Consider the following 13,271-nt stretch of genomic DNA (forward strand, 5'->3'; position numbering starts at 1 on the left):
ATTCAATTTAAATAATCAATCATTTCTATAAAGAAGAAAATGATATATTGGCTCAAGGCATCAAATTCATTACGAATTTAAGCATTCAGATTTCCCCGGATTAGTTTATATATCTAATTTTTAATTTTCGGGATTTGCTGATAGATTCGTACTCTTATAGATATCACTCAATAATCGAATTTTTTCTATAAAAACTACGCAAGGCATGTTGCGAGATTATCATTTGATGAATTTGATTAGTTCCTTCAATAATTTCCAGAACCTTGGCTTCACGATATAACCTTTCTACCGGATAGCGGCTGGATAGTCCATTTCCTCCGAGAACCTGAACAGCGTTATTGGTAACCAACATAGCGACTGCCGAGCTATTATATTTCGCTATATTCGTTTCCATAATGGCCTTGTGATCACCCTGATTTCTTAAATAGCCAATCTTTTCACAAGTGGCTTTTGCGGCATAAAATGCCGTAGCTGAATCAGCAATGATGCCTTGAATTAGTTGATGCTGGGCGATTTTTTGGCCGAATTGTTGCCTCTTACGCGCATAAGTCACCATCTCTTCCAACGCGGCATGGGCAATAGCAACCCCCGCCCAGGCGATACTGTAACGACCAAAATAGAGGGCTGTATTAGCGACAAAGCTAAACCCTTCACCCTCACGCCCGACTAAACTCTCTTTTGGTATTTCTACATTATCAAAATAAAGTTCTGATAAATAAGCACCACGGCTTGCCATCAAATCCAGCATTGGTTTTCTCGTTAACCCTTTCACCCCAAATTCGACGATGAATGCACTCACTTTTTCTTCGCAACGGGCAAATACGAGGAATAAATCAGCAATCCCTGAATAAGTAATCCATTTTTTGCTGCCATTAATTCTGAACCCATCTTCTGTCACTTCATACTTTGTTTTGATGGCATTAGCATCAGAGCCAGCTTCCAGTTCAGATAAGGCAAAACATGCGATTTTTTCACCTTTCGCCATTGGCGGTAAATATTTTTCTTTTTGCGATTGGCTTCCTAGTTTTGCAAGCGTTTCACCCACTAAGCTTGTGTGAACCGTTAATAATGCGCGTGTTGAATTACATCCTTTACCGATTTCTTCAGTCAAATAACCATAAGAAAGCGGGTCCATACCTTGCCCGCCATATTCTTTGGGCAACATCGCGCCTAAAAAGCCCTGCGCTCCCATTTCAGTGATAATTTCACCGGGCACTTTACCCTGCTTATCAATTAAAGTTGCGGCTGGTCTTAATACATTATCTGAAAATTGCTTTGCAGCTTCCACCAAAGAATGGAGTTCATGTCCCATCATATAAACCTTACTCTCTTATTTTATTAATTAAGTTCAGCATTGAGTTGATTGAAACAAAATTTTCACGTTCTATATATTCATCCGGTACGGTTATAGAACATTTTTCCTCAATAAAACAAAGTAAACGCATGGCAAAAAGTGAATTGACCAAACCACTTGTAAATATATTAGTATCATCCGACAACTCAACATCATCATCAAATACAGAGATATTATTTTCAATAAATTCACGAATTTCTTTGGCGATTGCATCCAGATCTTTCATTATCATATCCTATTAATTTATAATGACATCAACATAGTAAGGGAAGTCAGGTACTTGCTCTAATTCATTTTCGAAGAGCATCGTCTCATCAGCGAGTTTTTCTATTTCTTTAAACCCTGAGAATTGGTAAGTCACAAACATTTGCCGATTACGAGGCGTACGTCTGAATTCAGCATACAATTTATGCCCTTTTGCTTTTGCCTGCTGCATAATATAGGTCAATGCTATGCTGCCCACTCCACGGGAAAGCGTTCTACAGGACATTAATAATAATTTAATATAGTCAATCTCTTCTTTATAGTGTACTAATGCCAGACCTATCTTCCCGTAAGAGCCATATTTATCCACTAATTCAAAAACAAATACACCATAATCATCTGAGTGAATTAATTCATTTAATTCTTCTCTACTGTAAGTTATGCCTGTTGAGTTAAGCTGATTAGTCCGTTGTGTCAGTTCCTCAGCCCGGAGGAGATCTTCGTGTTTGGCTTTATCGATATAAAACTTCATATTGAGTTGGCTAAGGAATTCTTCTGATGTACCAATAAATTCATCTTCCTCTTCTTTACGCAGAATATCTTCTTGGTAGCGCTGCCTTCTTAATTTTGCATCATCCGATATTTCCATATTGGCAATTCGCGGCAAATGAAGTATTGATTGATATTCCAAGGCATCAATACAAGTGACTTCCGGCAATTTAGCATTAACTTCATCCCTTTCTAAAATCTGATCATCAACAAAAATAAATGTATCCGCTGAGATATTTAAATTTCTCTGAATATTTTCAATCGAGGAAGATTTAGCACCCCAATGAATTTGAGGATAAATAAAATAGTGTTTTAACTTAAACTTACTCAGCATATCCAAAGCATCAGACGCTTCATTCCTGCTTGCTATTGACTGCAAAATACCCATTTGATCCAACTGGTCGATGATTTTTTCTATTCCTGGCTTTAAATTAAGATCATCCCCCTCAGAAAGAACCCCATCCCATATAGTATTGTCTAAATCCCAGATGATACATTTTACCGGTGTATCACTGCTTACTGGCTTATTTGCTAAGTCATCCATCATTAATATTCCGCGTTTTTATAATTAAAAAAGCCCTTACCACTTTTTCTACCAAGATTTCCCGCTTCAACCATTTTCCTTAGCAGAGGACAGCAACGGTATTTCGGGTCCTGATAACTTTCATAGAGAACCTGCAAAGAGTTAACAACCGTATCCAGCCCAATCAGGTCTGCGGTTTCTAATGGCCCCATAGCATGTCCGTAACCTTCTTTGAAGATGCGATCAATATCTTGTGGGCTGGCGAGATTATCCTGTACGAGAAATGCTGCTTCGTTCATGAATAAGTGAGAAAGCCGGTTAGAAACAAATCCGGGAAAATCTTCTACAACAACAGGATTTTTCTCAATGCTCTGTAAGAATTTTTTTGCCTCAGTCAATGTTTGTTCGGAAGTATGGAAACCTTTAATCACTTCTACACATTTCTTTATGGGCACGGGATTCATAAAGTGGAGGCCAAGTACTTTTTGAGGAAAAGGTAACGCTGCTGCAATTTTTGTGATGGATATACAACTTGTGTTTGCAGCAATATAAGTTTCAGGCTTAATGTATGGTGCTATTTTTTTATAAACATCTTGTTTAGTTGCCCACTCTTCATTGACATTTTCAATTACCCAGTCACACTCTTTAATCTCTTCATAAGATGACGTAAATTGAATCCGTTCTTTCAATTCTGATATATCCAGAGATTTAAATTCAGGCTTAAGCATCCGATATAAACGAAATTCACTTGAAATTCGCGAAGCGAGATTTCTCAGAACCTCTGAGGATATATCGATAAGTAATATATTATGCCCATATGCAGCACATGTTATTGCCGTGTCTAATCCCATAACACCAGCACCAATAATTGATATTTTCAACGATTACCCCCACTTTTAATGATTGAAAATCAGCTTGTCTAAAAAGATAAAAAAAATATAGAATATCCGATTCCATAAGTGTTATTTAGATACGCTACCGCCCTTAAGTCACGGCCTTAAAACCAATGTAAAATTTATATTTTTCCGCAAAAAACTTTGACAGCGCAATCAACTCTATTTTTTAAAATAAAATAGAGTTGATTCATGAAATGATTTATTTATCAAAAAGTAACCTTCATGTTAATCTCGAGAAATTAACATGAAAAACACATGGAAAATATACTTTACCAATTAACAGGAAATAAAAGAAATATTAAGACCATAAAGACCTATCATTATTTCCCATGTGATAATCAATATTTATTATGAGCACATAAAATACATCGTCATTCATTAAACAGGCTCTCCTGTACTTCCTTTGGCTTTGCGTCGCCTGTCCGCTAATCTGCTCTTGCCGGATTGGAATGACGACAGCATATGCTCTTGGGATGATTGTTTGTCTGAGTTCACCTGTTCAGGTGACAACCGGTTCTGTTTAATCCAGTTTGAGAATGAGGAAATCGTCGGATGCTCAAATAAGACAGTGACACGAACCTCCTGATTGAACGCTTGTTGCAACTGGGATTGGAGTGCAATTATCTTTATCGAGTTACCACCAGCATCAAAGAAATTGATGTTTATATCAATCATTTGGCTTTCCAGCACCACTTTCCAAACCGCCTGCACTTTAGCTACCACCGGATCTGCCAATGGCACATGATTTTCCACCGGTTTTGTTTGCAGTTGTTGCGCAGCATACTCCTGTAAGCTTCGGCGATTAATTTTGCCGGTAATGGTACGTTCAAACCCATCGACAACCGCAATAAGTGAAGGTAACCACGATTCCGGGAAGTTACGCCGGATATGTTCTCGTACCCGAGGCTCCAACATCGCAGGGGGTTCATGGCTATCAACAAAAAGATGCCACTGGCGCTTTCCCTTCGATTCTATTGCGGGCGATTCTGTTACGGGCAATAGACAACAGGCTTTAACCACATCTAATGTCTCAACAACACGCTCCAATTCACTCGGTTCAATGCGAATACCGTTCACCTTCACCTGATCATCAATCCGCCCCAGATAGCGAAAACCTGACTCACTGGAAAAAGTAACCATGTCGCCAGTACGATAAAAAGGATGCTTACTGTATTGATCCAAATACTTAGATTTAACAAAATATTTCGCCGTCTCAACGGGGTTAGTCGTGTAACCACGGGCAACCGCCTTGCCCCCCACCCAAAGCTCACCACGAACACCGGCAGGCAATGGTTTACCAAATATATCAGCACAGTAGGCAATAACATTTTGAATTGGCCAACCGATGACAACATCCGCAATAAGAGATTGTTTTGTGCTGAGACAATCCACCGTCGTCTCACTGGGACCATAATGGTTGCTAACGGCATACCCTTGCTGCAACAAATCATCCCGAAGACGTTTAGGTAATTCTTCACCTCCAAATATCCACAATCTCATGGCAGGCAAGAATGGTGCATCCTGAATAAGCTGTGCAATGGCTCCGGGAATAAAGTTGATTAAGGTGATGGATTCAGACTGCAACAGCTCAATGAATGCCTGTCTCTCCAGTAACACATTCGGCGATGGATAGATCAGCGTGGCACCAACAACAAAACTCCCCAATAAATCTTCTACGCTGGGGTCGAAATTCAGATCGGTCAGCCCAAGCACTCTATCAGCGGCTGTCAGCACCGTCTCTTTAATAAACCAGTCCAGCAGGTTTGCGACCGATTCATTACGAATCGCAATCCCCTTAGGCGTACCCGTCGTTCCCGACGTGAATATAAAGTAAAATTCGTCTTCAGGCCGTCGGTTAGTCCATAGCGTTGGCTCCGCCGTAGATGGCTGTAAAATCTTTTCCTCAATATCCAGCAGTAAATAACGCCCGCTCTCTGCGCCTAGTTCTTTATTAAAGGAAGCACCACATAAAACAATGCTGCAATCTGCCAAAGTTAACAGGATCTTTTTACGTTGCAGTGGATCTTTCGGATTGACATAGAAGTAACTGCCCCCTCTGAATAATATTGCGAGTATTGCCTGAGTCGATAACAATCCTTTTTCAAGATGGACAGCAACTCTGTCTCCCGGAATAAAACCCGATAATCGTAACTGTTCTTGTACGCTACTAATTCCTTTCAATAACTCACAATTGCTGATGTTATTTTGTCCATCGACCAGGCTGATTCCTTGGGGAGACTCGCTAAGACGCTGATAAATACCTGTCAGCAATAAATTGATATCCGGCGTCTGTTCGTTGATCTCCCCGATGCGCAAAGAGACTTCTTCAGCGCTCTCTGTACTAAATTTTAAGATGAGATCTTCAATCAAGGTATCTGTGGTGTGATTAATCAGATCTTCCACCAACGATTCAAACCCATTAAACACCATTTTTACTGCATCAGATGCCCCCGTGAAAACCTCTCCGGCACTGAGTTCGACTAACCATTGTTCCACACCAGAAACGGTTAATGTCAAACCGAAATGCGTCGTTTCTTCACTGTATAAATCCGTCACGAATGCGCCACAACGGGTATCCTTCAATGTGGCATCAATGGGATAGTTATCAAAAACCACAATAGAGTCATAGAGTTCTTCACGTATTCCCGCTTCCTCACGGATCAATAAAGGCGGCGTTTTTTCATATTGTTGCGCCTGCTGTAGCGCTTGAAAAACAGAACGCAAAGCAGCTTCTATATTCCACTTACCTTCAAGCGTAAGGATAAGCGGTACGGTATTGATAAACAGACCTAAGGGCTGACGGTCAATGTCCTGCGTCAAAGCTCCGCCTCTGCCAGAAAATGTACAGCCCAACGTAATGGTTTTTTGAAAGGTGAATTTAGCCAGCGTCAATGCCCAGCATAGATAAATAAAACTGGCCGACGTTACCCCCGCGCGGCGGCAAAGTGATTCTATAGCCGATTTACGTTCTTCGCTCCATAGGCTACTTACGACGATTTTTTCATTTATTGCTTTCTCAGCCACATTGTGACCAGTAGTTCGGAACAGGGGTTCATCCAAGAGTTTGGTTGTTGCAGAAGACTCTCCATCAGGCAAATGTTGAAACACCTCTCGCCAATATTTGCGACCGGACATCAACGCTGCCTGGCTTAATCCTTGCCAGAGTTGTTGTGAATAGATACGTGCATCCAGAGGAACAATTTTTTGCTGACGCAATCCCTGCAACCAAAGGGAAATCAACAGCGAACTACTCCAGCCATCCATCAGAATATGGTGAAAAGAGAAGGCCAGACTTACCGTTCCCGCTTTAACATCGTGGAAGCCAACAATGCGAAACACTTCTTTGTTCAATGTAAAAGGAATGGCTTTAGAATGTGCCAGCCAATCAAGGCAACGCTGTTTAATTAGCGGGACTGGAGCCGTCGAATCAACACGGATGTATTCAAACGGAATTCGGGGCAAGGAATAAATAACCTGATGAGGAGTGCGAATACCTTCCCAGACAAAAACCGACCTGAGAGCGGGCTGTGATTGCTGTATCTGCTGCCATACTTCAAGGAGGGTTTCTTTATCGACATCCACCTTCACGCTGAATGCCACACCAATGTGATAAGCGCTGTTTCCATCTTTTAATGCGTGAAACAGTAACCCATTCGCTTGAGGCGTCACTTGTAGCAGTTCTTCAATATAATTAGCGTTGAATACTGTATTCGCTGAATCGATAGCGGTTCTCATGCTGAGGCTCCCTTAATAATGAGATCAAGCTCCGCTTGTGAGAGTTGACAAAGAGGAAAATCGGCAGGTATTAATGGCTGTTCCAAACACTGATCAGCCTGCAAATCACGGGATACCTCATGTTTGCTATCACACCAGGCTAAGCGTTTTTCGTTTAATAGCTGCTTTTCGCTCAATAATAGTTTTTCGTTTAATTGTGCCAAGTAATGCTGCGCATCATCACCATTAGCGTTGGGAATACCCAACCTCAATTCAACTAAAACAGAACCAGACTCACGGCAATCACGAATGAGTATGTCAAAGTCGGTCACACTCTTTTCGTCAGGATGCCGGAAACCTCCCGACAAGGACTGAACCAGATCGAAATGCGCCCATGTTCCGCGTCCCTCTAATCCCGATCCAATATCATTGATGCACATGTGTGGTCGATTTCCCGGATGACTCAGCCCCAACTGCGCTTTCCAGCTCTGTTTATCTTCATAGAGACCCGACTTTAATATTCGCAAAAAAGCAGTTTGGGAAAGTCGGTATGGGTGCTCTGATGAAATGTTAAGAGCCAACTGATTAAAGCCGGTAAACCAACCCACCGCATTCGCCATTTCCGTGTTCCGGGTTGCGGGAATGCCTGCTTCAGAGAATAAACGCCCATGGTTTTCAAACAGGATTACTGGCTGCGGAGGCAATATTCCGTTATCTTGCATAACGTCCATCAAAGCGGCCGCGATCAATTGTGAACGCTCAGCCTTAAAGCGTTGCTCCATCAATCGCAAATCATGACCGCAAATTGACAGCGCCAAAGTAACCGGAGTCACCGAGGAGTGATGGAAGGTATCGTCATAAGGTACATCATCCACCTCAGGAACGTGTTCTCCTAACCATTTACCCCAAAGGAATGCGCCTTGCTCATGGATCGTTTCCTCTGCGTTCGCAGTCTGGAATGAAGAATCATTAATAGCCTGCTCCAATTCATCCAATAAGAAAATCCATGAATGCACATCGCAAATAAGGTGATGACAAACCCAAAACAGATAATTTTTGTGTGAAACCGGATCAAATACGACCGAATGCACGCTGGGTTGTTTCTCCAGACAAACTCGGCCTTGCAATTTATTCAATCGGTCTTCAAGGTGTTCACCCGGCGCCAGAATCTCGTCTTCTGTCACGGTATCACCGTCATACACCTCCGGTTCTGGAGATGCAAAGTAAAACTCACTCAAATCTTGATTTGCTCTCAAAGCAAAAATTTTATGCCTTGCTTTAACCATTGAGACAGCCGCGTTTATTTCTTCAGCCGAGAGCGAAGATTTCAACTCAAGCACCATGCCTTGTTGCAAACGATTGCCGTGTTTAAAACATTGTTGCCGGAACCAACGGGTACTTGGTAAGAACTTAATCCAGCTTGCTTCAATCTCTTCTGAGATAACCGAATTGGTGACTTCATTTTCCAATGCCGCTACACAGGCTTTTTCAAGCACAGAGCCTAAGGAATTCAAGGTTAACAGTTCACTTGCAGCAATCCGAACCCCTTCTCTGGCTAACAATGCAACCAGCCTGATCGCTTTGATCGAGTCTCCTCCCTGTTCCAGAAATGAAGTGGTAAGATCGACGGTCTGGGGCCAGATAGGTTTCAGAAAATCTGCATTTAACCAGATTGGCAGTTGATAGGTTCCCGACGCATTCTGGCTTGGTGTATTGGCTGAACCGAGCAGGGAAGAACCACTCGCCATCAACGTTGCCTTAGCTGCGGCAGTCAGCGCCGCCATATCAACTTTACCATTCGCATTAATCGGCCAGGGTTGTACGGTACAGTATAGCGTTGGTAACCAAGCATCAGGAATTTTTGTTTTCAGGCTACGTTGAAATTCCGGGCAGTCATGCGGTATGACTTGACTGCTGCACAAAGCGACTGTTTCATACCCATCCGCTTCATCAACCACCAGTTTCAGTGCCTTCAACTCCCAACTATAGTTGTCGTTTTCCCTAACACTCGCCAGTACACTTTCCACTGTTTTCTCTATTTCCGCGGGGTGGATCCGGTAGCCACGTACCTTAAATTCATCGTCAATACGCCCAAGGCAATGAAATATTCCTTGCTCGTCCTGTAAGCCCAAGTCACCAGTACGATACCAACGGCTTAAGCCATCAGCACCGTACACAAATTTTTCCTGCGTCTGGATACTGTCGTTGAGATATCCCGTGGCCAGCACCGGGCCACTGATACTAATTTCGCCCCTGAATCCACGGGGCATATTTTGCCCCCAGGAATCTTTTATCGACATCTCTGCTTTACCCAACGCTGTACCGATAGGCATAACTGCGGTGTTTATCTTGTTATTACCGTCAGGAGAGCTTTCTCCCCCACTCACTGAGCAGATACAGCATCCGACTGTTGTTTCTGTCGGCCCATATTCATTGATTACTTTGCTTCCTACAGGAAAATAATCGAGTGCTTTCTTCACCAGAGAAAAAAACAAATTTTCTCCACCCACAACAAAAGTCAGCGGATGACTTCTTTCCGGGCTGTACTCAATCAGCAATGAAAGATGGGATGGCGTGCATTTAACGCCCGTCAATGACTCATCAGCCAGTAACGTTTGCAGCAATTCAGGGTTATCACGGATATCTTGTTCATGAGGTTGGATAAATCCGCCCGACAAAACCGGAACCAGAATAGCGGTCTGGGTTAAATCAAAACCAAAGGAGGTAAATAAAGGCGCATTAAATGGAGTCTGCGCAGCGTAAGCCGCCTTAGCCGCCAACGCATAATTGGCCAGCGCCATCGGGGAAATCACCACGCCTTTAGGTTCTCCGGTCGATCCTGAGGTATAGAGAATATAAGCAGGATGACAGTGTGTATGTTCTGTCCATGTTACTAGATTCAATGCAACATCAAGCCTTGCCTTATCCAAGGAAACACGTAACAACCGCAAGCCCAGCATTTCTGCAAGGTGATGGTCGGTTTCCGTATAAATGCAGAGAGATGCCCCCGAATTACGGGCAATAGCCGATAATCTGGCTAAAGGCATGGTCGGACAAACGGGAACTACCGTCACATTTTCAATCAGGCAAGCCAGATAAGCGAGCACAGTTTCAGGAGTACGTCTTCCCAGAATAAATACCGGATTGTGCTCATCATGTCCATTTCGTATGGTACGCAACTGTTCTCTGAATTTATTAATCCATTGCAATCCCTGACGATAAGTCACCGCATCAGCACCCTGCTTGAATAACAGGTTATCAGCATAACGTTCAAACGCATGGTATAAATGAACGCCGATCGGCTTTATCTGAGGTTCTTTCCTAGAGTGGGCTTCTTGCTCTTTTTCACTTAATGGTGTTTGCGTGAATTCTGGTTGCGTCAAAATTTCGCAGGCAGCTTCCATTGCATAATCAGTGACTGTTTTCAGAAACACATGACATTGATCTAATGACCATATCTTGCGAAAATCACCTTCAAGTTTGAAGTTTCCGCCTTCAAAGCGGTCATGAATATGAATGGTCGCAAACAGGGCTTCTACCGCTTGCATATGATCAATTGATACGTCAGCACCTAAGACAGTTTTCCGGAAAATTCCAGTTTGATAGGAAACCCCGAAAGCGGGAATGATACGTTTCCAATCTTGTGATGCAAATTCATTCCATCGGGCGCCTGGCGCATAACGAGAGTGGGCAACCGCTTTTTGCAAGCGCTGCTTAAGCATATGGTAACAATCTGCCACCGTCTCTCCCGCTTCACGAGAAACGGGGATAAAAACCGGTGCCACTGCCATAGAAGCAGAGCGTTTTTCTTCTTTACTCCAGCGGTTAAGCATCGGTGCCTGCAATAAAGCGCCATTACCATCTTCAATAACCATTTGTGTATACGCTACCGCCGCGAAAAACAACCTGAAAATAGAGCCGCCACGACTTTTAAACTGGCACAGTATATCGTTTTCAGCTTCACTCAGTTCGTAACGTACACGCTGAGATAGAGGCGTTAGCCTACGATAGTCACCAATCGGATAACGGCTGGCTATTTTGCCGGCATCAGCGGATTCCATTGCATTATCGGTATTATCACTGAAAATACTCCGCCAATATGCTTCATCTCTTTGCCTACGCCGGGAATTTTCATAATCCCGCTCACCCTCCGCGTTAACCGAAAATAGGAGATATTCCGTATCCGGCTCTTCTTCTTCCAGCGCACTCATCAGATGCTCTATCAGTACTGACAATCCCTCACCATCTGTAGCCGCATGATGCGCCTTAATAAACCATCCTGTCTGTTCCGAATGAAAACGCACAACAAAAACGCGCACGGGGGTCAGTGATAAATCTTCTTCTATCAACGTCTGGCGCTCCGCCCAACTTTCAAAAGCCTGTTTAGAGTCCGGATAACCGCTAAAATCTACTTGTATGACTTCCGCATGAGGAGTTAGGTGCCTGATACCATGCCACTGTGTTGCCAAACGATTTGTTTCCGCATGGTCATTAACGAATCCAATATGAAATATATCCATTGAATTTTGGGTCATCTCAGTGGCCTGAGTCAGCCTGTCCAGAGAAATATCTCCGTTTAAACGTATCGCAACACTCAAATAAAGAGAGTAACCAGTTAAATGGAACTCTTCCATTTTGAAAATAGCTTGCTGTGATCTAGATAGCTCAAAAATAGGGTTATCCATGATTAAAATACTCATTTTGACGAATAACTGTGTTATTTATTCTTAATACAATTCTTACTGTCGACCATTATAATTAGCATCAGAACACTAATTTTAAATCATTGTAAAAATCACTATCATAATTGAATTTCATTATTCAAATTCGGATGTACATGAGAATAAATTAATAGAAATCCAAAAAAATCACCAACAGCTATTATTGGAATAAAAAAACAATTCGATAAATGGCATTAAAAATAACAACACACCAACAAAAAACAAGATTTTTTTGTAATTCAATAAATTAAAATCGTATTTAACAATTGACTTTATGGTACCAGCGCCGAATTAAATTGCAAAATTTATTTTTAAAAAATCCGTGAAATTCATCACAAAAAATACTAGAAATTAATTATAAAAAAATAATAACTTGAAATTATGATATTACACCATAATGAATCACCGTTTTTTCTGCCATACTAATAATCTTAAAATCTCATAATAAGGAGAACATATCCAATCTTTTAATTAGTGTTAAACATAGTGGTCATGACTCCAATAATTATATATTGTGATAAGCTCTTCTATTTTTTATTAGAGATAATTAATGTCATGACATCAATTTATTGAATCATGTATCGTATGTCTATTTGGAGAATATTCAGATTGCAAAAATTGATGTGACCTGCCCATCTTGTAGTGCAGTTGAAGGGAGCCACCGCACACTACCGTTGTGGCTGCTAAACGTAAGTGAGCAACAATACAGTTATTGCTTTTGCGTGAATGTGAAGACAGTTTTTACCCCCAATAATTTTAGAACCAGGCACAGTGCCAGCCAGGAGGTAAAATGTTTTGCCGTTGGTCATTTCGTCATGTCAGTGCCACATTCAGAAATCAGTCTTAACGCCAGATAGGAGCCTAAACCGTGAATTTGAGTCAAGTCAGCTCCAACCAAATGATACAAAGCTGTCCGAACATCAAAGTTCAGCTGATTAGGCTGTTTGGTGCGATGCTTAGGTTTTGGTCTCGGGGAGGAGGGTTTTGTTACATTTGCTGATAATTTCACGAGGACGGCTTCAATTTCCGTGTCACATTCCTGAATTTGAACCTGATAGGCATCATACATCACCAGTGCTTGTTTTAACGAAGGTATGCTCTGGCTGATAATTGCCCTTCAGCGCTTCCTCAATGGTTTTTTGACTCGATTTACAACGCACATCCCGATAGCTAGCTAACCCGAATTCTGCTTAAGCCGTCATTGAAAAATCGTCTTCTGAGTAGAAAACTTTCAGTGATGGCTTCTTTAATTTAAGGCAGTAAGCAATCAATCCCCCTAAGACGCACAACAGAAAGCCTTTTATACTTCG

Annotated in this window: 7 protein-coding genes and 1 pseudogene; all 8 read right to left on the reverse strand. The window is 42.0% G+C overall.

The genetic code is table 11. The features are described 5' to 3' along the window. Positions 1 to 163: 163 nt before the first annotated feature. On the reverse strand, positions 164 to 1,315 hold the full coding sequence (locus Xkoz_RS04050) for an acyl-CoA dehydrogenase family protein (RefSeq protein ID WP_099140878.1): 1,152 nt from the start codon (positions 1,313 to 1,315) through the stop codon (positions 164 to 166). Positions 1,316 to 1,322: 7 nt separating this feature from the next. Further along, positions 1,323 to 1,580: an acyl carrier protein gene (locus Xkoz_RS04055; protein ID WP_099140879.1), complete on the reverse strand. Its 258-nt coding sequence runs from the start codon at positions 1,578 to 1,580 to the stop codon at positions 1,323 to 1,325. Between the two features lie 12 nt (positions 1,581 to 1,592). After that, on the reverse strand, positions 1,593 to 2,654 hold the full coding sequence (locus tag Xkoz_RS04060) for an HAD-IIIC family phosphatase (RefSeq protein ID WP_099140880.1): 1,062 nt from the start codon (positions 2,652 to 2,654) through the stop codon (positions 1,593 to 1,595). Continuing rightward, the gene (locus Xkoz_RS04065; RefSeq protein WP_099140881.1) at positions 2,654 to 3,511 is read right to left on the reverse strand and encodes a 3-hydroxyacyl-CoA dehydrogenase family protein; all 858 of its coding nucleotides are present in this window, start codon (positions 3,509 to 3,511) and stop codon (positions 2,654 to 2,656) included. The genes Xkoz_RS04060 and Xkoz_RS04065 overlap by 1 nt, the downstream gene beginning before the upstream one ends. A gap of 393 nt (positions 3,512 to 3,904) precedes the next feature. Then, complete coding sequence (locus Xkoz_RS22545; protein ID WP_244183384.1) at positions 3,905 to 7,261, reverse strand: AMP-binding protein; 3,357 nt, start codon at positions 7,259 to 7,261, stop codon at positions 3,905 to 3,907. Beyond that, positions 7,258 to 11,925, reverse strand: a complete 4,668-nt coding sequence (locus Xkoz_RS22550; RefSeq protein ID WP_244183385.1) for an AMP-binding protein — start codon at positions 11,923 to 11,925, stop codon at positions 7,258 to 7,260. Before Xkoz_RS22550 ends, Xkoz_RS22545 begins: the two co-directional genes overlap by 4 nt. Positions 11,926 to 12,766: 841 nt before the next feature. After that, positions 12,767 to 13,030, reverse strand: coding sequence for a hypothetical protein (locus Xkoz_RS04075; RefSeq protein ID WP_099140882.1), 264 nt, complete (start codon positions 13,028 to 13,030; stop codon positions 12,767 to 12,769). A gap of 121 nt (positions 13,031 to 13,151) precedes the next feature. Next, positions 13,152 to 13,271 (reverse strand): annotated as a pseudogene (locus Xkoz_RS04080) (IS982 family transposase); the annotation flags it as partial.

This window comes from Xenorhabdus kozodoii (assembly GCF_002632875.1).
Classification (GTDB): Bacteria; Pseudomonadota; Gammaproteobacteria; order Enterobacterales; family Enterobacteriaceae; genus Xenorhabdus; species Xenorhabdus kozodoii.

Coding starts and splice junctions, on each gene's coding strand:
- Xkoz_RS04050 (WP_099140878.1), bottom strand. CDS start 1,315: ATGATGGGACATGAACTCCATTCTTTGGTGGAAGCTGCAAAGCAATTT.
- Xkoz_RS04055 (WP_099140879.1), bottom strand. CDS start 1,580: ATGAAAGATCTGGATGCAATCGCCAAAGAAATTCGTGAATTTATTGAA.
- Xkoz_RS04060 (WP_099140880.1), bottom strand. CDS start 2,654: ATGATGGATGACTTAGCAAATAAGCCAGTAAGCAGTGATACACCGGTA.
- Xkoz_RS22545 (WP_244183384.1), bottom strand. CDS start 7,261: ATGAGAACCGCTATCGATTCAGCGAATACAGTATTCAACGCTAATTAT.
- Xkoz_RS22550 (WP_244183385.1), bottom strand. CDS start 11,925: ATGGATAACCCTATTTTTGAGCTATCTAGATCACAGCAAGCTATTTTC.
- Xkoz_RS04075 (WP_099140882.1), bottom strand. CDS start 13,030: ATGTATGATGCCTATCAGGTTCAAATTCAGGAATGTGACACGGAAATT.